We start from the raw sequence: 21029 nt of genomic DNA on the forward strand, positions 1-21029 counted from the left end.
TTTGTTCAACTCTCGATTTTTTTATTCCCTTTTTTTGAAGAAAAAATATACGTGTAAAGCCACATTATTGTAAAACTGGGTATGACATCCAAACCAGGAACCAGTTCTTCTATAAATGTAACAATACCGGCCGCTTGACCAATTTTACCTTTGTACAATCTGGTCATAAGCCAAGCCGCAATTGGAGCCCAAATAACATCTGAGAACTCCCCTATTCCAGGTATGAAAAAGGATAACATTCCAATACCATCAAACAATAATCCTAAGAATAGGTTACGATACTTTTGGTCTTTCTCTTCTGCCATGGATGAAAAATACCAAATAGGAACGAATTGAAAAAATTAACTAGGATAAATCCGAACTGATTAGTTTAAGGAACTCATTTCGAGTTTCTATTTTTTCGAACTGCCCTCTAAAGCCAGATGTTGTCGTCACTGAATTCTGTTTTTGAACACCTCTCATCATCATACACATGTGAGACGCTTCAATAACCACTGCTACTCCCTTTGGTTTCAATGTTTCATTCATACACTCCAAAATGTCATGGGTCAATCGTTCTTGTACCTGTAACCTTCTAGCAAAAACATCCACAATGCGGGGTATTTTGCTTAAGCCTACAATATGTCCGTTGGGAATGTAAGCTATATGTGCCTTTCCGAAAAAAGGAAGCATATGGTGCTCACACAGCGAGTATACCTCAATATCCTTGATGATAACCATATCATCATAGTCTTCCTTGAACATGGCGCTTTTAAGAATTTCTGCTGCATCCTGCTTATATCCTTGGGTTAGGAACAACATGGCCTTAGCTGCACGTTCTGGTGTTTTCAATAATCCATCACGGGTTACATCCTCCCCTATTTCATCTATTATTTTTGAAAAGCGTTCTTTTACCTCATTAGTAATACTAATATTGTATTCTTCCATGCTTTGATATGGTGCCATAAGTTATTTAACTGTATTTAGCTTGTTTGAAAAATGTTTGTTTAGCTTTTTAATTTTTGGATCTATAATGAACTGACAATAGGGCTGGTTTGAATTATCATTATAATAGTTATGATGTTCTTGTTCTGCCACATAAAATGGTTTTGCTTCAGAAATGGCCGTAACTATTGGTGATCCAAATACATGCTCTTTCTCTAGAAGAGCAATAAATTCTTCTGCCAGTTTTTTTTGATTTGGTTGGGTATAGAAAATTTCACTTCTATATTGTGTACCGACATCATTGCCTTGTCTGTTCAAGGTTGTGGGATCATGGGTTGCAAAGAAAACTTCCAATAACTCGGTAAAAGAAACTTCTTTTGGATCAAATTTGATTTTTATACCCTCAGCATGTCCAGTTCTTCCGGTACAAATTTCCCTATATGCTGGATTCTTGATTGCTCCACCAGTATATCCCGAAACTACTTCCCGTACTCCTGCTAGTCTTTGAAAAACAGCTTCTGTACACCAAAAACAACCGCCAGCAAATATGGCGGTTTCTAAAGAATCATTATTTTGTTTATTCATTCTTTTGTAAAGTTAAACAAAGTTAGTGTTTTACACTTTGTAATCTATTATAAAATTTTGATAAGTAGTCGTTACTATATGCAAAAACTTTATTTGAAACTTACGATTTTTGTTCACTCAACTGTAATCCTTACTTTCACCTCAATAAGCGGTTTTTCATGATAAAGGCGAATAACATTCAAAAATACTACGGCGACCTTCAAGTTTTAAAAGGAGTTGATTTAGAAATAAAAAAAGGTGAGGTAGTATCCATTGTTGGTGCATCTGGAGCCGGCAAAACTACATTATTACAGATTTTAGGTACATTGGATGCCCCTTCCAACAAAAAGGACAGTTCGTTATTGATCAATGATACAAACGTTACCCGATTGAATGACAAAAGCTTAGCTAGGTTTAGAAATGAACACATAGGTTTTATATTCCAATTTCATCAGCTATTACCAGAATTTACCGCTTTAGAAAACGTTTGTATTCCTGCTTTTATAAAAAAAACACCTAGGGCCCAAGCTGAAAAACGTGCAAAAGAATTACTGGATTTTTTAGGGCTTTCGGATAGATATGACCATAAACCAAATGCCTTATCTGGTGGTGAGCAACAGCGAGTGGCCGTAGCTCGATCATTAATCAATAACCCTTCCGTTATTTTGGCGGATGAACCTAGTGGTAATCTAGATTCTGAAAGCGCAGATAACCTACATCAACTTTTCTTTAAACTCCGTGATGAATTTGGGCAGACCTTTGTCCTGGTTACCCATAATTTAGAACTGGCCAACATGGCAGATCGAAAGTTAACTATGGTTGACGGATTGATTGTTTCTTGATTCTATGACAAAATCCGAGCTAAAAGACTTTTTGGATGAAAAAGTGGAACAATACAATAATCCTAAGTTCCTGGAAGAGGATCCATTGCAGATTCCACATCGTTTTTCTAAAAAAGAGGATATAGAGATCAGCGGTTTTTTAACCGCTACCATTGCTTGGGGAAACCGAAAGAGCATTATCAACAATGCTTCACGATTGATGGAGCTTTTGGATAATACACCTCATGATTTTATTCTAAATCATACAGAAGCAGATTTAGAAAAATTAGCTCCTTTTGTTCATAGAACTTTTAATGGCTCTGATTTACAATATTTTATCCAAAGCCTTCAAAATATATATGCAAACCATGATGGGCTAGAATCTGTTTTTGTGCAACAACAAGAGAAAGATTCTTTACAATCTGCCATATCAAAATTTAAAGAAGTCTTTTTTGAATTGCCACATCTAACCAGAACCATGAAACATGTTTCCGATCCCAATAAAGGTTCTGCTGCAAAAAGGATCAATATGTTTTTACGTTGGATGGTTAGAAACAACAATACAGGGGTAGATTTTGGTATTTGGAAACAACTAAACCCAAGCCAACTTTCATGTCCATTAGATGTTCATTCTGGTAATGTTGCCCGAAAACTAAAACTGCTAAAACGCAAACAAAACGATGCCAAAGCATTGGCTGAACTGGATAAAAGCTTAAGAAAAATGGATCCAAAAGATCCGGTTAAATATGATTTTGCCCTTTTTGGACTTGGTGTTTTTGAAAAATTTTAATATACCTCTCCTACCTCAGTATCTGTAAGGGTTTTTATGAAGGCCACTAGTGCTTTCTCTTCCAATTCTGATAGTTGTAGATTATCAAAAGGAAGCGTTTGGTATGGTAAATCAAAACCCAGTCCACCGCCTCCGCCGAGGTTGTAGAAATTGATTACTTCTTCCAAACTTTTATAAACCCCATTGTGCATATACGGTCCCGTTAGCTCAGCATTTCTGATTGTTGGAGTTTTAAACATCCCACGATGTACTTCCAATTCCTCATTATGCCTCCAATAAAACCCCAAATCATCATCTAATGTTTTATTACTAGCGGTTTCGGGAACACCAATTACTTCTTTTTCATGTTCAGTAAAAAATGGAGGTACGGTTCCATTGGTAAGCGGAATAAAATGACAAGTGGCACAAAGTGCTTTACCCATATATAAATTAAAGCCTAATTTTTCCTCGCCTGTAAAAGTATCCTCCTCACCACGAATGTTTTTATCAAACTTGGAATTGAACCCGTTCAGTGTTGAAATATATGAGGATATGGCACGAATGATTTCGGTATTTCTTGCGGAGATCCCGCCATACGCATCTTTAAATAGTGGAATATATGTGGTGTCCGCTAAAATTTCTGTAGAAAACTCATGTACAGAACTATCAAATTCCTTATCATTGGTAAATACAGAGGTTATTTGGTCCAATAGGTTGGGTGATCTGCCATCCCAAAAGAAGCTTTGTTGAAAAGCTGCATTAATCAATGTTGGTGTATTTCGCTGCAATAACTTTCCGTTCTTATCCAAGTTTAAAGCTATTCCGTCTGCCCAGGCTTTTTTTGGATTATGGCATGTAACACAGGCCATTTTTCCATTTTGGGACAGTTTGGGGTCAAAAAAAAGTTTCTTGCCCAATGCAATCTTTTTTTCTGTAGGATTCCGATTTATGGCAGGTGTGAAAAACTCAACATTAAACGAATCTTCTTCAAAAAACGTTGGTGCATCAAAATTGAAAGGTTTATTGTTTACGCCATCCCATAATTGGCTTTCTTTCCGTATAGCAACCCAATTTCGGGTAATCGGGTTCATATAGTCTCTTATGAAGGTATAACGATCAAAAGTTTCAAAGTCTATGTTTGATTTTACAAAGTCGACAGCTGCTTGGACATTATTCTGAAATTGTGCGTCAAGTTCTTTGTTTGTATCTACAATTATGTGTCTAATACTTTTACCATAGACTTCCTTTAGACTTTCTAAGGAAACCATTGTTTCTTTTAAACCAAGCTGACTCACTGGTGTATCAAAACCGGAAATGGACAGACTGATAATGCGTATTAATTGTTGGTGTGCGGCAATAAAGAACCGTTGTGGAGTAATTTCTCGATCTCGGATACTATTTTGAAGATTCCGTAACATACCCGCCGTGATTGAAATTTCTTCCCTGTAACGTTCTTCGCTTTCTTCTCCCTCATAAATACTTTCTTCAATTTTCTGTAAACCTACTGGCAATAATACCTTTTGACTATCATTGGTAACAATAGGAAGTGCAGGCCCATTGGCTCTATGCCCTACTCCAGGGTTAAGATAAGAAGCATATGGTTCTGCTTTTTTAAATGAGATTCTTGCTTTTTGAAATACTGCCTTTGCACCATCATCTGCCATTGGCAGGTTTGCAAGCTCATCCAGAGCGGTAATGGCGTCTGTAATATGCTTTAAATAATAATCCTTAACGGGTTTCCAATCAACTTTACTTTCTACACTTGATGCAATAAGGCTTTCTTTCGGCTTTTGCTTACAGCTGAGGCTAAAAACTAATAAAACAACTAATATGCGATTCATTTCTGGCAGTTTTTTAAATATAGAAAGACCTCCATAAGTTTATGGAGGTCTTTTCATTAGTCTTACTTAAACTTATCTTGGTAGTCCTTTTAATATAACTATTTGACCTCCTTGATCATCCTCTCGTGCACCAGCTCCTATTGCAGTTGCATTGGTTTCCATATCATGACCATCAACATTTTTAAAATCATCACTTTCCCAATAATGCGGCTGTAGATTCAATAAGAATGTATTTGGAACACCTACTTTATCCGAGATATCTTCCAATGCTCCAAATTCTCCACTTAAACCTGTACTTCCACTCGGATCAAGATCTTGTCTAACTACCAATTCCAATACCGTTTTGATGTTGTTGCCACCTAAATCGGATTGATAAATATATGCGGCATGTCCTCTATCAAAAGAGTTTGGGTCTTCCTGTACATACACAAAGTTTTCGGTAACTGTAATATTATCCGGGCTTTGTAAGCTTGCCAAATTTCCATCCATATTATTAGTGTCTGTATTTCCAGAAATAATCTGCGTCAATTTTCCTGTAAGTGGATTTGCTTCGTCCAACTCCAACTTATAAACTGTTCCCCAGTCGTTATAAGTACCTCTTCCGGGTCCTCTTCCGGTTACAGCAACAAATACATTCCTTCCGTTTTCATCAGATCCTTTTTGATAGTCTACGTCTTCAACCCTCATAAATGCAGAGGCAAAAACAGCTACACATGCATCCTCCATTTCAGATTTGGTTAAAGAAGCACCATCTGTTATTTCCACGAATTCAAAATCATAGGTTGCTCCATAATCCAGATTACTTTCATTGTAAATTGTGGAGGCAGCTACATCCATAACCCCTCCTGCCCCATCAGAAATTTGCTTAAGTCTTAGTACGTAAATCTTTCCATTGTTTAGGTCCGCATCCCCTTCTTCTGAATAATATAAAGTTATCTGACCTTCGGAACCGCTGGAATCATCATCTCCACCTATTATTACGGTTTTACCAGTGTAAGCATCTTTTGGTAATGGAACTGCGTTTTCCCAGGAGAATTCACCCAAAGCATCCAAACCAAAATCTGCGGTTGGGGTTGGTGTATCAATATAGGGATCTATCCCTTTAACATCATAATTAAAGCTTTCAGAAGCGGAAAGAAAAAGGTCGGTTGCCCCACCATGTATATCAGCTTCCCACATAGTGCCTGAACATTGACGCGCAAAATCTGCAACACCAGAGTTCAATAACCAATCGCCACCAGTAGGATTCAGGTTTTCATCCAATTCAATTCGTGCAACTGCATAATCGTCTTCCGCATTTACAATATAAAGGTAACCATCACTATTGGGGTCCTTTAAAAATCCAGCACCATCTGCTGCTCCTACAAACTGAAATCCATCATCAAGTATATCAGTTGAGCTAACTAGGGAATACGCTTTTACAAAATTGAACTGAGGTTGAATGGCTACCAAAGGTTCCAATTCTGATTTGTTTTCAAACATGGCAGCAGGGATAAAGTCTTCCCCATCCTGGCCATCTTGACCATCCACTCCATCTACACCATTGGTTCCATCCAGTCCGTCTTCACCATCACAACTAGTAAAGCCAAACCCAATGGTAATTGTAAATATTAATCCAAATAACAATTTCTTCAAATTCATAATTTTAGTTTTAGGTTTTGTTGAATTCTCCAAAACTATTTATGAACCCTTAGCATTTGGTTACCTCAATATATTGATTTGATTATGCCATTTTTAAGAAACTGTTAGTCTGTAAAGTTTAAGTGTACTTAATGTTCCTAAAATTTAAGCTAAATGTTAACTTCATTTTTTAGAAACCCTGAATGGACCGTGGTGTATGAAATAGTTATGGAATCACTATCCGCCAAAACCATATTGTGCAGCAAAGTCCAGTTTGACTTTTTGGCCACCACTAGAAATGGATTCGTATATAGCTTCTACAATAATCATATCCCGCTTGCCCATTTCGCCCGGTGCTATGTTTGGGTTATTGAACAGAACATGTTTAGCAAAGTCGTCCATTTGCAATTTTTGTTGGCTCTCTTGGGTAAAGTTCAACTTCCCTTGAGATGTTCTACCAGCTAAGGGAATGTAGGTACTTGCAGGGTCCAACTCAAACCAACCGTTTTGGCAAGATGCAAAAAGTCTATTGGCTCTTACATTATGCGAAGTCATAATGCTTCCTACTGCTCCACTCTCAAATTCAAATTGAGCAGTAATGGTTTCATCTGTATCCTTAAAATATTCTGGACGGGTGCTGTATTCTTGGGCAGAAACAGAAATTGGATTTTCCCCTGTACCATAAATAATACTCTGAATGGCATACACTCCCATATTCATGAGCGCCCCGCCCCCAGAAAGTTTTTTGTTCAAACGCCATTGTTCTGGGTTGGACATGGAGCGGTAAGCAGCGTCAGCAGAAATATAATCTATATCTCCAAACGTTTTGTTTTTTACCAGGCGTTTCACCTCTTTTGTATAGGGTTCTGAATGCAATCGATACCCAATTCCCAATTTCACTCCATACTTTTTACATGCGTTGATAATTGCATCACATTCTTCTACATTCATGGCCATAGGCTTTTCGCAAATAACATGTTTACCTGCTTTAGCAGCTCTAATGGAAAAATCGGCGTGCATACTATTTGGAAGCACAACGTAGACCACATCAATAGCGTCATTCTTTGCTATCTCATCAAAATTTTGATAATTGTATACGTTTTCCTTTGGAATATCATATTTATTGGCCCACACTTGTTCTTTTTCGGGAGTTCCAGTAACGATTCCTGCCAAATAACAATATTCTGTATCTAACAACGCCGGCGCCAATTGATAGGTGCTATAACTACCAAGTCCCACAAGGGCAATTCCTAGCTTCTTTCTATCTTGATTAGTACCCATTGCACAAGCCAATGGTGTTGTTGCTATCAAAGTTGCACCTCCTACACCTTTAGCTAAGGTTGAATTAAAATCCCTTCTAGAAAACTTTTTCATATCATCATGTTTTTACACAGAAATTAAAGTTAAAAATAAAATGTTTTGTTGTTCATTTTTGTGTCATTACAATTCCTGTAATCCTTAAAAAATGTCGTGTAAAATACTTATTTTTAATACCAGACTAATTTAACACAAAATGAAAAAAAATCAGCTTGCCTTTTGCATGTTATTATGCACCATAATTGCTTTCTCCCAAAACAGAAAATTACCAATAGACACTACTGTGACCACTCAACACAGTGTTACTATAAATGGAACAAGTCTTAACTACACGGCAACCACAGGTACCCAGCCTGTTTGGGATGAAATGGGTGAGCCGATTGCAGCTCTTCATTATACATATTATACTAAAAACAATGTAAAAAATAGAGCAGAACGTCCGTTGTTGATTTCTTTTAATGGCGGGCCTGGTTCTGGGTCGGTTTGGATGCACTTGGCCTATACAGGCCCAAGAGTGCTCAAAATAGATGATGAGGGTTATCCTATTCAACCTTATGGAGTAAAGCAAAACCCCTATTCTGTTTTAGATGTTACAGATATTGTTTATGTTAACCCGGCTAATACAGGATACTCCAGAACCATTCCCGAAACAGGTGATAAAGTTGACCGAGAAAAGTTTTTTGGAATAAATGCAGACACCAAATATCTGGCAGAGTGGTTGAATACCTTTGTTACAAGAAACAATCGTTGGAGATCTCCTAAATATATTATTGGCGAAAGTTATGGAGGAACCAGGGTTATGGGTCTTTCCCTGGCTCTACAAAATCAGCAATGGATGTATCTAAATGGGGTAATTATGGTTTCTCCTGCAGATTATAAGGTAATAAGAGTTGGTGGTCCGGTATCGAGCGCATTAAATTTACCATACTACACGGCGGCGGCATGGCATCATAAAGTATTGCCTTCAGAATTACAAGGCAAAGACCTACTGGAGATTTTGCCAGAATCCGAAGAATATACCGTTAACACACTAATTCCGGCAATAGCCAAAGGTGGTTTTATTTCTGATGCGGAACGTTCGGAAGTGGCCAAAAAAATGGCTTATTATACTGGATTGAAGGAAAAGGACATATTGGACCATAATTTAGACGTTCCCACTCAATTCTTTTGGAAAAACCTATTGAAAGATAGAGGAGCTTATAACGTAGGTAGATTGGATAGCCGTTACTTGGGAATTGATAAACAACTTTTTGGAGGCAGCCCTGATTATTCTGCTGAATTGACTTCTTGGCTGCATAGTTTTACGCCCGCCATCAACTATTACCTTCAAGAGGAGCTGAAATTTAAAACGGATATCAAGTATAATATGTTCGGTCCTGTGCATCCTTGGAATAATGAAGATGATCATACTAGGGACAATCTTCGTCAGGCAATGGCTCAAAACCCCTATTTGAATGTTTTGGTTCAATCTGGCTATTACGATGGAGCTACAACTTATTTTAATGCTAAATATACCATGTGGCAAGTTGACCCCAGTGGACGAATGAAAGACCGTTTTGAGTTCAAAGGCTATAGATCTGGCCATATGATGTATCTAAGACGCGAAGATTTAAAAAAGGCCAATGATGATATAAGATCTTTCATTCTTAGAACCATGACAAATGGAAAAAGCGCAAAATATTAAAAGATAGATATGAAAAAGTATATAACCTTAGGTATAGTTATGGTTTTTGCCACCCTGATTGGCAGATCACAAGAAATTCCTTCTAAAGAATGGCAAATAAAAACTGCTCTTATGGCTGTTCCAACCGATTATAAGGATGGAGCAAAGGTTTATGGGTATGATAGCAATGGGGATTTCACCACTCTTAGAGAAGGTAACAATGATTATATAGCCCTAGCTCACGACCCAAATAAGGAAAAGTTTTCCACAGCTGCGTACCATAAAGATTTAGATCCATTTATGGCCAGGGGTAGAGCACTTAAAACCCAAGGAAAAGAGTTTAAAGAAATTTTTGATATCCGCGAAGAAGAAGTGAAATCTGGCAAATTAAAAATGCCAGACAAGGCGACATTGTGCGTATTTACTGGTGAGATTAATGCATATTCAAAAGAAATTGAGAATGGCTATGTGCGCTATGTCTTTTATATTCCATTTGCCACAGGCGAATCTACAGGACTGCCGACAACACCTACGCCTCCTGGCCATGCATGGTTGATGGACCCTGGAACACACAGAGCACATATTATGATTACACCTCCTAAAAATAAATAGCTTGTTAATGCAGTTGTAACAAAACTCCACAAAAAATTACATATAAATAAAGCATGATATGGGTGGAGAAGGTAGCATGGCAAGTGCCATTAGTAGTTTAAAACAAAATCGAGCACTATTAAAAAAACGAAAATTACGCAATAGAGAGGATTTTATAACAAAGGAGCGGACACAACTAAATTTAAAAAAATCCACTCCTTTTGATATGAGGCGTATTCGTGAAAAAATTGCGATAAGAAAAAAGAAACATAAAATGATTTCGTTACTTGCTCTTTTGCTGACAATTGTACTCTTTGGTCTAGGCTTTTTAATGTTCAGTTAATTTGAATCGGTTTTATATTTGTTATTTTTAGCTATGAAATCAACCATACCAAAAATTAAAATAGGAATTTTAGTGGCGTTATCCTTTTTAAGCTTTTTCAAGAAAGCACAAGCCCAAGACTGGTCAAATCTGAACAAATATCAACAGGCAAATAGTGAGCTGAACGAGCCATTACCCCATGAAAAAAGAGTTGTCTTTATGGGTAATTCCATAACAGAGGGTTGGTCTGTTGCAAATCCAGGTTTTTTTTCAGGTACAGCTTATATAAACCGAGGCATTAGCGGACAAACCACCCCTCAAATGCTATTGCGTTTTAGACAAGATGTAATTAACTTAAATCCGAAAGTAGTTTTAATTCTTGCTGGTACAAATGATATTGCTGGAAATACGGGTCCTATGACCCTTGAACAGATTAAGGACAATATACTTTCTATGGTCGAACTAGCGGAAGTAAATGGCATATGCCCGGTTATTTGTTCTGTTCTACCTGCTTTTGATTATGCATGGCGCCCAGGATTAAATCCAAATATTAAAATCCCAAAGCTTAACGGAATGCTTAAAGACGTTGCCAACCAAAAAGGTATCATCTACCTTGATTATTTTACCGCAATGGCAGATGAAAGAAACGGACTTCCAAAAGACTTGGCTGAAGATGGAGTTCATCCCACAAAGAAAGGATATGATATCATGGAAGTTCTAGCAACCAAAGCTATCAAAGAAGTATTGGATAAATCCAAATAAAAATCATTGACAGATCATTCACAATTAAGCGATAAAGAATTTGAAGCCTTGTTTGAAAAAGGAGACCTACCCCCTCCTCTCTTTAGTCATGAAGCACATCTAAGATTGGCATGGCTCTATATAAACAAATATGGGGTAGAGGAAGCAGCTGCTAAAACGTGTCAAGAAATAAAACTATTTGACCATTTACATGGTAAAGGAGATAAATTCAATACCACCGTTTCTGTTGCCGCCATTAAAATGGTCCATCATTTTATTAAAAAATCCGAGTCCAATGATTTTTTCACGTTTATTAAAGAGTTTCCAAGGCTAAAGACTTCTTTTAAAGAACTTTTACATCAACATTATGGTTTGGATATCTTTTCAAATGAAGAAGCAAAAACCAGCTTTATAGAACCTGATTTGCTGCCTTTTGATTAATTTGCAAAATGCAAAATCCTAGGGTAAGCATTCTAATTCCCTTTAAAAATACCTTGCACTTTCTTTCGGAATGCTTGGATTCCATTTTGGAGCAATCATACTCTAACTGGGAAGTACTGGCTGTCAACGACCATTCTCATGATGGAAGTTCGGATTTACTAACTTCTTATTCTCAAAAAGATCCAAGAATCAAAGTTTTCAAAAATGAAGGCAATGGCATCATCCCTGCTTTAAGAACGGCTTATAAAAATAGCTCAGGGGATTTTATTACCAGAATGGATTCAGATGATATCATGAAACCCAATCGTCTCAAAGTCATGGTCAAATCCTTAGTTGAAAATGGAGAAGGACATGTAGCGGTGGGAAAAGTAAAATACTTTTCAGAGAGAGGGATCAGTAATGGATATGAGCGTTACGAAGCATGGTTAAATGAGTTAACTCAAGTTGGCGAAAATTACAGCGAGATTTACAAGGAATGCGTGATTCCATCTCCTTGCTGGATGACATATAAAAAGGACTTTGAACTAAGCGGAGCTTTTGAACCTAATAGGTATCCTGAAGATTATGATCTTACTTTTCGATTTTATGAAAAAGGATTAAGAGTTATTCCTTGCAGTGAAATTTTACATCTTTGGCGAGATTATGATAACAGAACTTCCCGTACCAGTGAACATTATGCTCAAAACTACTTTCTGGAAATAAAACTTCATTATTTTTTGAAGTTGGATTTTGACAAAACGCGTCCATTGGTACTTTGGGGTGCCGGATTTAAGGGAAAATCCATTGCGAAAGGTCTTTTGGAAGCCGATATTGATTTTATCTGGCTATGTGATAATCCGCAAAAGATTGGAAAAAAGATATATGGAAAAGAACTAGCCCATTTTAATACTCTAAAAGACCTGGAAAGTCCTCAAAGTATTATTACAGTGGCTAATCAGCAAGCTCAAAAAGAAATAAAGAGTTTTCTGAACAACTTACACGAGCAATCTATGCAAGACTATTTTTTCTTTTGCTAGACTCGCATTTACCTCTATTCAATAAATTACCAAAGTCTTAACAGCATAAATTCTAAGTCAAAATTGTTTTAATCCCTATATTTGTTCAATCAAAGTTGGGAATGCAATTTAAACATCCAGAAATCCTTTGGGCCCTAGTACTTCTTTTAATTCCCATTTTAGTTCATCTTTTTCAATTACGCCGTTTTAAGAAGACTCCTTTTACCAATGTAGCTATGCTGCAAAAAGTAGTTTCTGAATCCAGAAAAAGCAATACACTAAAAAAATGGCTGTTATTGCTAACAAGACTACTATTGTTTACTGCCCTAATAATTGCTTTTGCCCAGCCATTTTTTGCTAGTAGAACTGCTTTACAGCAAAAAGAAACTGTGGTATACCTAGATGATTCTTTTAGTATGCAGGCGAAAAGTAATGGTCTTTCGCTAATGGAAAAATCTATTCAGGATTTAATAAAAAACATAGACCCAGAAAGTACTTTTAGTCTTTTTACAAATGAGAGGACATTTAAAAATGTGACGATTAAGGATATTCAAAACAATTTACTATCACTGCCCTATTCTCATAAACAATTAAATCTTGAAGAAATACAGTTAAAAGCTGGGACCTTATTTTCCAATACGAGCAACACTTCCAGAGATTTGGTTTTGATTTCAGATTTTCAAACAAGAATGGGGGCATTAACCAATAGTTTGGATTCGGTCACCAGTACCTATTATATACCTATTCGACCTAGAGAAGTGCAAAATATTTCTATAGATTCTGCTTATTTGGAAAATGGTTTGACTGAACAATCCAAACTTACAGCACTATTATCAGGGGGGTCAAATAGTGAAAACTTGCCAATATCATTGTATAATAATGAAACGTTGATTGCTAAAAGTTCTGCCGATTTCAATTCAAATGGAAAGGCCCAAGTTGAGTTTTCAGTTCCATCGAACGAGGAATTAAACGGGCACTTACGTATCGTAGACAATAGCTTGGGATATGATAATCAGTTCTTTTTCAATATCAACAAGAAAGAAAAAATAAAGGTCTTGGCTATTAGTGATTCAGATAGTGACTATTTGGAACGCTTGTTTACCCAGGATGAGTTTATTTATTATAAATATTTATTGAATCAGGTGGACTATAGTGTTTTGGACCAACAAAATGTTGTGATTTTAGATAACCTGAAAGCTATTCCAAACAGTTTGCAAAAAGTACTCCGCACTTTCAAAGAAGATGGAGGAACATTGATTATAGTTCCCTCGATTGAAAGCGATTTGACTTCTTACAACCAGTTTTTATCTGGTTTCTTTGCCACTCGGTTTCTTGAAGACATAAACGTTACTAAGAAAATAACCAACATTTCTTTTCAGCATCCTTTGTACAAGAATGTTTTTGAAAAGGAAGTATACAATTTTCAATATCCCAACGTAAAACAATTTTTCAAGATTCAATCCAGAGCGCCCAAAATACTTTCTTTGGAGGGAGATGAAGCCTTTTTATCTGGGGCTGATGGATTTTATTTTTTCTCCACCTCGTTAGAAACTCAAAACTCGAATTTTAAGAATTCGCCTTTAATTGTGCCTACTTTCTATAATATGGCGGCATTTAGTTTAAAGGCGGCTGATGCGTATCATACTCTTGGAAGAACAAATGCAATTGATATACCTATAAGTTTAGGCAGTGATAATATTTTGAGTGTATCAAAAGAAGGTTATGAATTTATTCCTTTGCAACAAGCGTTTCCAAATAAAGTAAGGTTGACCTTTGGTGATACCCCAACTGTTGACGGTATTTTTGGTATCAATAATGAAGGGAACCCACTTAAAAACATCAGCTTTAACTATCCAAGAGATGAGAGTACGTTGAGTTATTTGGATATTGATACTATTGAAAATAAAAGCTCACACGAATCCATTACTTCCCTTTTTGAATTTTTGGAAGCGGAAAGCAGCATTACCGCATATTGGAAATGGTTTGTTATTTTAGCACTGCTTCTAGCCCTTGTGGAAGTAATTATTCAAAAATTTGTTACATGAACATTCTGCTGAAATCTGCAAAAATAGTTTGTCCTGAAAACAAGGCACTGCATTTAAAAAAGCGGGACATACTTGTAAAAAAAGGGATAATTGAAAAGATTGCCGCATCTATTGAGACACCTTCCGGAGTTAAAACAATAGAGCGCAAAAATCTTCATGTTTCATTAGGTTGGTTTGATAGTAGTATAAGTTTTGGAGAACCCGGTTTTGAAGAAAGAGAAACTATAGACAATGGTCTTGATGTTGCAAGCCGAAGTGGTTTCACGGATGTTATACTGAATCCTAATACAAATCCGTTACCGGATTCAAGTTCAGATATTGTTTTTCTTAAGGAAAGAGCAAATGGAAATAGTACCAACTTGTATCCTTTAGGAAGCCTTACTATAAACTCTGAAGGTAACGACTTGGCAGAACTCTTTGATATGAAGAATTCGGGAGCGGTTGCTTTTTATGATTTTAAAAAACAGATTTCCAATCCAAATCTTTTAAAGATTGCCCTACTATATGCCCAAAATTTTGATGGCCTGGTATTTTCCTATCCTCAGGATGGGCAAATAAAAGGAAAGGGCATTGTACATGAAGGAGATGTTTCCACTATGTTGGGTCTAAAAGGAATACCTGCTATGGCTGAAGAACTACAGATAGTCAGGGACTTGTTTATTTTGGAATATACGGGTGGAAAACTGCACATACCTACCATTTCAACAGCAAATTCCGTAAAGCTTATTGCCAATGCCAAAAAGAATGGCCTAGATATAAGTTGTAGTGTGGCTATCCATAATTTGATTTATACCGATGAAAACTTAAAAGAGTTTGACACAAATTATAAAGTAATGCCTCCCTTGCGAACTAAGTCTGATTGTAAGGCACTCATTAAGGGGTTAAAGGATGGGGTGATTGATTTTGTGACCTCAGACCACATGCCCATTGACATTGAAGATAAAAGAGTGGAGTTTGATAATGCCGTTAACGGAACAATAGGATTAGAATCTGCATTTGGAAGCTTGAACCAAACTTTTGACTTGGAAGATACAATTGCTCTTTTGACCAAAGGACGGGAACGTTTTGGTTTAGAAACCCCCATTCTTAAAGAAGGTGCAAAAGCTTGCTTAACCTTATTTGAGCCTAATTCTGAAGCTGTTTTCAATATGGAACATATTCACTCTACTTCTAAAAACAGTATGTTTTTAGGGTTTCTATTAAGGGGTCAGGTATATGGCGTAGTCAATAACAACCAAATCTTAATCTAATATTTTGAGCGAGGCTAATTCAGGAAAGACAACCGCAGTAATAAGTTATATCACAATCGTGGGATGTCTTATTGCTATTACAATGAACTTGGAACCGAAAAATTCTTTTGCTCGTTTTCATATACGTCAGGCATTTGGAATTCATGTGTTTTTTCATGCTTTGGCCATTGTATTTACTTTTATGGGCGTGGTCTATGCACCTTTTGTACTTTATATTCTTTATTTGATACTTTTGGTGTCCGGTTTTTTGCAGGCATCAAATGCAAAAACTAAACCCGTACCTTTTTTGGGCAGCTATTTTCAAAAATGGTTTACCTTTATCTCATAATTTAGATAAATGTCCCCCACCCCATTATCTTTAGAGTACCTACTTCGTCCCTCATCCATTCAATCGGGTAAAATCCCTTCAATTTTCATGTTTCACGGGTATGGTAGCAACGAAGAGGATTTGTTCTCATTTGCTTCTGAACTTCCGGAAGAATTGTTAGTGATTTCTGTTAGGGCACCATATGACCTTGAACCTTTTGGTCATGCATGGTATGCTATTAATTTTGATGCTGAATACGGCAAATGGAGTGATGATGAACAAGCAAAAGTATCTAGAGACAAAATAGTTTCCTTTATCGAAGAGGCCAGTAGTGTTTATAATTTAGATAGGGAAAATATTACACTTTTAGGTTTTAGTCAAGGAACAATACTCAGTTACTCCGTCGCGTTATCATTTCCTGAAAAAATAAAAAATGTAGTAGCACTGAGCGGTTACATCAACGAAAGCATTTTGTTGGATGACTATGATACCAAAGACCATGGTTCGCTAAATATTTATGCTTCGCATGGTCAGGTTGATCAGGTCATTCCCTTAGAATGGGCCCAAAAAACACCAGACTTTCTTAAAACCCTAAATATTAATTATAAATATGAGGAGTTTCCAATTGGTCATGGAGTTTCTCAACAAAACTTCTATTCTTTCAAGGAGTGGTTAATTAAGCACATTTAATTACTGCGTGCATAGAGTAAGTGGTCCATTAAGGTGAAATCAACGCCTAAATCATCTTTGAGTTCATATTTAATCACCAAATCCCCCCAGTATTTCCCATCAGAAAAATCCGCAACAATCCATTTATGATTCAATATTTTGATTTTATTGATTTTAAAATCACTCTCCATTCCCTCATAGGGTACTAAAGGATTACTTCCTTTTTTCTCATTGGTTTCCAATAGTTTGTCTTCAATGTAACGAGAAGGTTCTTTTAAATTCAGGTGATCATAATACGCCAAAGCATCATCATTGTTCTCCAATGAGAAGTATTGAATGTCCAGTATTTTCAACTGAGATTGCTGAAGTGAATCTTTTAGTTCAGCCACTTCTTTCTTTAGGTTACCAATATTTGTGTTAACGGCTTTTTCAAAGTTACCTGCGCTTATAAATTGGTAGAGTACTATTAACGCTGCAAATACAAAAAGGTAAAGGAAAATCTTATTTTTCATTATTCTTAAATCTTCAATTTTAAATTATCATAAGCCAAAAATACATTCCTTGGAAGTTTTTTCTCCACTTCTTCATGAAAACCCAGCATATGGCTAATATGTGTAAAGTATGTTTTTTCCGCACCAACCTTTTCTGCAAAGGCAAGTGCTTCTTCTAAATTAAAATGCGAATGGTGAGGCTCTTCTCTCAGTGCATTGACAACCAACACCTTTGCTCCCATTATTTTTTCTATTTCAGCTTCTTCAACACTTTTTACATCTGTTAGGTACACAAAATCACCAAAACGATATCCAAAAACTTGAAGACGATTGTGATAGGCCTCAATGGGAATCACCTTTAAACCACCCAATTCAATGTTTTTATTATTGATAACTTGTGTGACTTTTACAGCCGGCGCTCCAGGATATCTGTTTTCATCAGCAAAAATATAATCAAATCGTCTGTTGAGAGAGTCAATTACCCTCTTGTGTGCATAAATAGGAATATCACCTTGTCTAAAGAAAAAAGGTCTAATATCATCAATTCCTGCTGTATGATCTGCGTGCTCATGGGTAAAGAGAATACCATTTAACTTAGTAACCGAATTTGTTAACATTTGTTGTCTAAAATCTGGCCCACAATCTATTACATAGTTAAAATTCTTCCATGAAATCAGCACAGAAACCCTAAGTCTTTTATCTCTAGGATCCTTGCTTAAACACACTGGATGATCACTTCCAATTACAGGAATTCCTTGAGAGGTTCCTGTTCCTAAAAATGTAATGGTCATCATATCATCCATTAAAATCAAAATTATAACTTATTTATTTAATAGATTTGATGAAGAGTGTAACTTTGTTTCTATAAAATACCGGTTATGTCCACTGCTAAAAGCAACCAAAATCCTTTTGAAAATATTCCTTCTATAAAGGCCAAAACACTAAGAATCAATTTAAACCCTAATATCTACGGCACTTTTGCTGAAATTGGTGCCGGTCAAGAAACCGCACGGCAATTTTTTAGGGCCGGGGGTGCTTCTGGTACTATAGCAAAAGCGATGAGTGCCTATGATAAATCTTTTAGTGATGCTATCTATGGTGTTGAAGAGGATGGCAGGTATGTAACCCAGGCACGATTAAAACGGATGTTGGCTCATGAAATGCGGTTAGTAGAAGAACGGATTAGCAGAGAGAACAACAAGGACTACTTATTCTTTTCCTTCGCAAATACAGTAGCTACCATTGATTTTTCCAAACGCTATAAAGGACATGGTTGGATAGGCATTCGGTTCCAATTGGACCCAAAACAAAAGGAATATGATGAGATTGTTCTGCATATTCGATTCAAACAAACTGAAGCAAGGTTACAACAAGAAACATTGGGCACATTAGGGGTTAACCTTATTTATGGAGCATTTTTTAAATATCACAAGCCAAAGAAATTATTAAAATATCTATACGATCATATTGATAAAGACACCATAGAAATTGATATGGTCAATTTTACGGGACCTCATTTTAAAGAAGTAGATAATAGACTAATGAGTCTACAGCTTATTAGAAATGACATGACGGATGCCGTGATGTTTGGACCAGATGGAAATAACCTATTACCAGCTTCGGTACTTTACAAAAAGAACATTTTAGCTTTAAGAGGTAGTTTTAGGCCTGTAACCAAGGTGAACATGGACATGTTCCAAAAATCGTATGACATTTTTATACGAGAACAAACCGTGGAATATGAAAATACGATTGTAGTTTTTGAAATTACTCTCTCAAACCTTAAAGCTTCTGGAGAAATTGATGAGCAGGATTTTATGGACCGGGCAGAGCTTTTAAGTTCATTGGGACATACCGTACTCATTTCTAAATTCCAAGAGTATTACAAACTTGTAGAATACTTTAATAATTATACCAAGGCAAAAATTGGCCTTACCATGGGGGTCAACAATTTGGTTGATGTTTTCGATGAAAAGTACTATCGTGATTTAAGTGGTGGTATTCTAGAGGCCTTTGGAAAATTATTCTTTAAGGATTTGAAGGTATACTTATACCCTATGAAAGATGTTGCCACTGGACAAATTATGACCAGTAATAATGTAAAGGTACACCCAAGGATGAAGGAGCTTTACAAATTCTTTAAATATAATGGGAAGGTAATGGACATTATAGATTATGATCCAGATATCATGGATATTTTCTCTAGAGAAGTATTAAAACGAATTACTACGGGTGAGGACGGATGGGAAGAAATGTTACCTGAAGGTATTGCCGAGATGATTAAAGAGAAGCAACTTTTTACTAGAAAGTTGTTATCAGAAAAAGCCTAAAGACATTTTTATTATAACAAAAAACAGCACTTTCCATATGTGGAGGTGCTGTTTTTTTAGGTATAGTTAGTGTTTAGTTTAAAAGTTGTGCAGCGTGATCTTTCGTCTTTACTTTTTCGATCACTTTTTCAATTACCCCTTCTCCATCAATTACGAAAGTGGTTCTATGTAACCCATCATATTCCCTACCCATAAACTTTTTAGGTCCCCATACACCAAAAGTTTCTATTACCGTATGGTCTTCATCTGCCAGCAATGGATATTGAAAGGCATATTTATCCCTAAAATTTGTTTGTTTTTTCTGAGAATCTTCGCTTACGCCTATAATTTCATACCCTTGTTCCTGTAAAAGTTTGTAATTATCCCTCAAGTTACAAGCCTCCGCTGTACAACCTGGAGTATTGGCACGGGGATAGAAAAAGATGACTAATTTTTTTCCTTTATAATCGCTAAGATTAATAGTGTTTCCACTTTGGTCTTTTGAAGAAAATTCAGGTACTTTATCACCCACTTTTAGCATATTCATATGTATTCAATCTTTAACTTATTGTTTAATTTATTTTTGATAAAGTTAAACAAAAATGAATAAACAAGACAAAATTAATTTCACGATTAAGACGTTGGATGAACTTTATCCTACAATCCCAGTACCACTGGACCATAAAGACCCATATACCTTGTTGGTCGCTGTACTCCTATCTGCGCAAAGCACGGATGTTCGTGTAAATAAAATCACGCCGCTACTTTTTGAAAGGGCCGATAATCCATATGATATGGTAAAGCTCTCTGTCGATGAAATACGAGATATCATAAGACCCGTGGGCCTCTCCCCTATGAAGTCTAAAGGTATTCATGGGCTGTCCAAAATATTAATTGAAAAATATGATGGAAAAGTGCCACAGGAAATTGAGCTATTGGAAGAATTTCCAGCTGTGGGGCATAAAACCGCCAGTGTAGTGGTTTCCCAAGCATTCGGAATTCCCGCTTTTCCAGTAGATACCCATATCCATAGACTTATGTATCGTTGGGGGTTTACCAATGGTAAAAATGTAGTGCAAACTGAAAAAGATGCCAAAAGGTTGTTTCCCAAAGAGATCTGGAATAAACTACATCTTCAAATAATTTGGTATGGCCGGGAATATTCTCCCGCAAGAGGATGGGATATGGATAAAGATATCATTACAAAGACGATAGGCCGAAAAACCGTGCTTGATGAATACTACAAAACCAAAAAGAGCCGCTAATTGCGCCTCTTTTTGGTCTTTTTATGAAGTTGTTAATTCAACGTAACTTCAAATTTGTGTTTTTTGTAATCAACTACTTGAATC

General features: G+C 36.4%; 23 protein-coding genes. 14 read left to right on the forward strand and 9 right to left on the reverse strand.

The genetic code is table 11. The features are described from left to right. Positions 1-5 precede the first annotated feature (5 nt). The 3 genes from LV704_RS18925 to msrA are packed head-to-tail and all read right to left on the reverse strand — an operon-like array spanning position 6 to position 1509. A complete protein-coding gene (locus LV704_RS18925) occupies positions 6-305 on the reverse strand; it encodes a hypothetical protein (RefSeq protein WP_163422122.1) in 300 nt (99 codons plus the stop codon). A gap of 40 nt (positions 306-345) precedes the next feature. Next, positions 346-945, reverse strand: a complete 600-nt coding sequence (gene folE, locus LV704_RS18930) for a GTP cyclohydrolase I FolE (protein WP_163422121.1) — start codon at positions 943-945, stop codon at positions 346-348. Between the two features lie 3 nt (positions 946-948). Next, entirely contained in the window at positions 949-1509 is a 561-nt protein-coding gene (gene msrA, locus LV704_RS18935; protein ID WP_163422120.1) for a peptide-methionine (S)-S-oxide reductase MsrA, read from the reverse strand. Between the two features lie 158 nt (positions 1510-1667). On the opposite strand from msrA, the gene LV704_RS18940 reads away from it, so the two are divergent. After that, positions 1668-2330, forward strand: a complete 663-nt coding sequence (locus tag LV704_RS18940) for an ABC transporter ATP-binding protein (protein WP_163422119.1) — start codon at positions 1668-1670, stop codon at positions 2328-2330. Positions 2331-2334: 4 nt separating this feature from the next. Continuing rightward, positions 2335-3099: a TIGR02757 family protein gene (locus LV704_RS18945; protein ID WP_163422118.1), complete on the forward strand. Its 765-nt coding sequence runs from the start codon at positions 2335-2337 to the stop codon at positions 3097-3099. Here LV704_RS18945 and LV704_RS18950 read toward each other — a convergent pair. The 3 genes from LV704_RS18950 to LV704_RS18960 all read right to left on the reverse strand — a co-directional run bounded on the left by LV704_RS18950 (position 3096) and on the right by LV704_RS18960 (position 7913). Continuing rightward, positions 3096-4919: a cytochrome-c peroxidase gene (locus LV704_RS18950; protein ID WP_163422117.1), complete on the reverse strand. Its 1824-nt coding sequence runs from the start codon at positions 4917-4919 to the stop codon at positions 3096-3098. The genes LV704_RS18945 and LV704_RS18950 overlap by 4 nt on opposite strands. A 72-nt stretch (positions 4920-4991) precedes the next feature. Beyond that, positions 4992-6560: a hypothetical protein gene (locus LV704_RS18955; RefSeq protein ID WP_163422116.1), complete on the reverse strand. Its 1569-nt coding sequence runs from the start codon at positions 6558-6560 to the stop codon at positions 4992-4994. Positions 6561-6776: 216 nt separating this feature from the next. Beyond that, positions 6777-7913: a Gfo/Idh/MocA family protein gene (locus tag LV704_RS18960; protein ID WP_163422115.1), complete on the reverse strand. Its 1137-nt coding sequence runs from the start codon at positions 7911-7913 to the stop codon at positions 6777-6779. Positions 7914-8052: 139 nt separating this feature from the next. Between LV704_RS18960 and LV704_RS18965 the strand changes: the two genes are divergently transcribed. The 10 genes from LV704_RS18965 to LV704_RS19010 all read left to right on the forward strand — a co-directional run bounded on the left by LV704_RS18965 (position 8053) and on the right by LV704_RS19010 (position 16901). Next, entirely contained in the window at positions 8053-9540 is a 1488-nt protein-coding gene (locus LV704_RS18965) for a S10 family peptidase (protein WP_163422114.1), read from the forward strand. A 9-nt stretch (positions 9541-9549) separates the two neighbouring features. After that, positions 9550-10131: a hypothetical protein gene (locus LV704_RS18970; protein WP_163422113.1), complete on the forward strand. Its 582-nt coding sequence runs from the start codon at positions 9550-9552 to the stop codon at positions 10129-10131. A gap of 58 nt (positions 10132-10189) precedes the next feature. Continuing rightward, entirely contained in the window at positions 10190-10453 is a 264-nt protein-coding gene (locus LV704_RS18975) for a hypothetical protein (protein ID WP_163422112.1), read from the forward strand. A gap of 33 nt (positions 10454-10486) precedes the next feature. Next, complete coding sequence (locus LV704_RS18980) at positions 10487-11194, forward strand: SGNH/GDSL hydrolase family protein (protein ID WP_163422111.1); 708 nt, start codon at positions 10487-10489, stop codon at positions 11192-11194. Between the two features lie 6 nt (positions 11195-11200). After that, positions 11201-11614 (forward strand): hypothetical protein, encoded by a 414-nt coding sequence (locus tag LV704_RS18985; RefSeq protein ID WP_163422110.1) that lies wholly within the window; start codon positions 11201-11203, stop codon positions 11612-11614. Between the two features lie 8 nt (positions 11615-11622). Further along, complete coding sequence (locus LV704_RS18990; protein WP_163422109.1) at positions 11623-12630, forward strand: glycosyltransferase; 1008 nt, start codon at positions 11623-11625, stop codon at positions 12628-12630. A gap of 101 nt (positions 12631-12731) precedes the next feature. Next, positions 12732-14654, forward strand: a complete 1923-nt coding sequence (locus LV704_RS18995) for a BatA domain-containing protein (RefSeq protein WP_163422108.1) — start codon at positions 12732-12734, stop codon at positions 14652-14654. Next, positions 14651-15904 carry a dihydroorotase family protein gene (locus LV704_RS19000; protein ID WP_163422107.1) on the forward strand — a complete coding sequence of 418 codons (1254 nt, stop codon included), beginning with the start codon at positions 14651-14653 and terminating at the stop codon, positions 15902-15904. The genes LV704_RS18995 and LV704_RS19000 overlap by 4 nt, the downstream gene beginning before the upstream one ends. A gap of 4 nt (positions 15905-15908) precedes the next feature. Continuing rightward, on the forward strand, positions 15909-16232 hold the full coding sequence (locus LV704_RS19005) for a hypothetical protein (RefSeq protein ID WP_163422106.1): 324 nt from the start codon (positions 15909-15911) through the stop codon (positions 16230-16232). 9 nt (positions 16233-16241) lie between these two features. Further along, positions 16242-16901 (forward strand): alpha/beta hydrolase, encoded by a 660-nt coding sequence (locus tag LV704_RS19010; RefSeq protein WP_163422105.1) that lies wholly within the window; start codon positions 16242-16244, stop codon positions 16899-16901. Here the strand turns inward: LV704_RS19010 and LV704_RS19015 are convergent. After that, positions 16898-17392 carry a hydrolase gene (locus tag LV704_RS19015; protein WP_163422104.1) on the reverse strand — a complete coding sequence of 165 codons (495 nt, stop codon included), beginning with the start codon at positions 17390-17392 and terminating at the stop codon, positions 16898-16900. The two genes, LV704_RS19010 and LV704_RS19015, sit on opposite strands and share 4 nt — an antisense overlap. Positions 17393-17397: 5 nt before the next feature. Continuing rightward, the gene (locus LV704_RS19020) at positions 17398-18162 is read right to left on the reverse strand and encodes an MBL fold metallo-hydrolase (protein WP_163422896.1); all 765 of its coding nucleotides are present in this window, start codon (positions 18160-18162) and stop codon (positions 17398-17400) included. Positions 18163-18249: 87 nt separating this feature from the next. On the opposite strand from LV704_RS19020, the gene LV704_RS19025 reads away from it, so the two are divergent. After that, positions 18250-19701 carry a TonB-dependent receptor gene (locus LV704_RS19025; RefSeq protein WP_163422103.1) on the forward strand — a complete coding sequence of 484 codons (1452 nt, stop codon included), beginning with the start codon at positions 18250-18252 and terminating at the stop codon, positions 19699-19701. A gap of 73 nt (positions 19702-19774) precedes the next feature. Here the strand turns inward: LV704_RS19025 and bcp are convergent, their stop codons facing one another. Next, positions 19775-20227, reverse strand: a complete 453-nt coding sequence (bcp, locus tag LV704_RS19030; protein WP_163422102.1) for a thioredoxin-dependent thiol peroxidase — start codon at positions 20225-20227, stop codon at positions 19775-19777. Positions 20228-20282: 55 nt separating this feature from the next. Here bcp and nth point away from each other — a divergent pair, with 55 nt between their 5' ends. Then, complete coding sequence (nth, locus tag LV704_RS19035; protein ID WP_163422101.1) at positions 20283-20945, forward strand: endonuclease III; 663 nt, start codon at positions 20283-20285, stop codon at positions 20943-20945. The last annotated feature ends 84 nt before the right edge of the window (positions 20946-21029 follow it).

The organism is Flagellimonas sp. CMM7 (assembly GCF_021390195.1).
In the GTDB taxonomy this organism is placed as follows: domain Bacteria; phylum Bacteroidota; class Bacteroidia; order Flavobacteriales; family Flavobacteriaceae; genus Flagellimonas.

Coding starts and splice junctions, on each gene's coding strand:
- bcp (WP_163422102.1), bottom strand. CDS start 20,227: ATGAATATGCTAAAAGTGGGTGATAAAGTACCTGAATTTTCTTCAAAA.
- LV704_RS19010 (WP_163422105.1), top strand. CDS start 16,242: ATGTCCCCCACCCCATTATCTTTAGAGTACCTACTTCGTCCCTCATCC.
- LV704_RS18970 (WP_163422113.1), top strand. CDS start 9,550: ATGAAAAAGTATATAACCTTAGGTATAGTTATGGTTTTTGCCACCCTG.
- LV704_RS18995 (WP_163422108.1), top strand. CDS start 12,732: ATGCAATTTAAACATCCAGAAATCCTTTGGGCCCTAGTACTTCTTTTA.
- LV704_RS18940 (WP_163422119.1), top strand. CDS start 1,668: ATGATAAAGGCGAATAACATTCAAAAATACTACGGCGACCTTCAAGTT.
- LV704_RS18965 (WP_163422114.1), top strand. CDS start 8,053: ATGAAAAAAAATCAGCTTGCCTTTTGCATGTTATTATGCACCATAATT.
- LV704_RS18990 (WP_163422109.1), top strand. CDS start 11,623: ATGCAAAATCCTAGGGTAAGCATTCTAATTCCCTTTAAAAATACCTTG.
- LV704_RS18955 (WP_163422116.1), bottom strand. CDS start 6,560: ATGAATTTGAAGAAATTGTTATTTGGATTAATATTTACAATTACCATT.
- LV704_RS18950 (WP_163422117.1), bottom strand. CDS start 4,919: ATGAATCGCATATTAGTTGTTTTATTAGTTTTTAGCCTCAGCTGTAAG.
- LV704_RS19020 (WP_163422896.1), bottom strand. CDS start 18,162: ATGACCATTACATTTTTAGGAACAGGAACCTCTCAAGGAATTCCTGTA.
- LV704_RS19025 (WP_163422103.1), top strand. CDS start 18,250: ATGTCCACTGCTAAAAGCAACCAAAATCCTTTTGAAAATATTCCTTCT.
- LV704_RS19015 (WP_163422104.1), bottom strand. CDS start 17,392: ATGAAAAATAAGATTTTCCTTTACCTTTTTGTATTTGCAGCGTTAATA.
- msrA (WP_163422120.1), bottom strand. CDS start 1,509: ATGAATAAACAAAATAATGATTCTTTAGAAACCGCCATATTTGCTGGC.
- LV704_RS18945 (WP_163422118.1), top strand. CDS start 2,335: ATGACAAAATCCGAGCTAAAAGACTTTTTGGATGAAAAAGTGGAACAA.
- LV704_RS18960 (WP_163422115.1), bottom strand. CDS start 7,913: ATGAAAAAGTTTTCTAGAAGGGATTTTAATTCAACCTTAGCTAAAGGT.
- LV704_RS18980 (WP_163422111.1), top strand. CDS start 10,487: ATGAAATCAACCATACCAAAAATTAAAATAGGAATTTTAGTGGCGTTA.
- folE (WP_163422121.1), bottom strand. CDS start 945: ATGGCACCATATCAAAGCATGGAAGAATACAATATTAGTATTACTAAT.
- LV704_RS18925 (WP_163422122.1), bottom strand. CDS start 305: ATGGCAGAAGAGAAAGACCAAAAGTATCGTAACCTATTCTTAGGATTA.
- nth (WP_163422101.1), top strand. CDS start 20,283: ATGAATAAACAAGACAAAATTAATTTCACGATTAAGACGTTGGATGAA.
- LV704_RS18975 (WP_163422112.1), top strand. CDS start 10,190: ATGGGTGGAGAAGGTAGCATGGCAAGTGCCATTAGTAGTTTAAAACAA.
- LV704_RS19000 (WP_163422107.1), top strand. CDS start 14,651: ATGAACATTCTGCTGAAATCTGCAAAAATAGTTTGTCCTGAAAACAAG.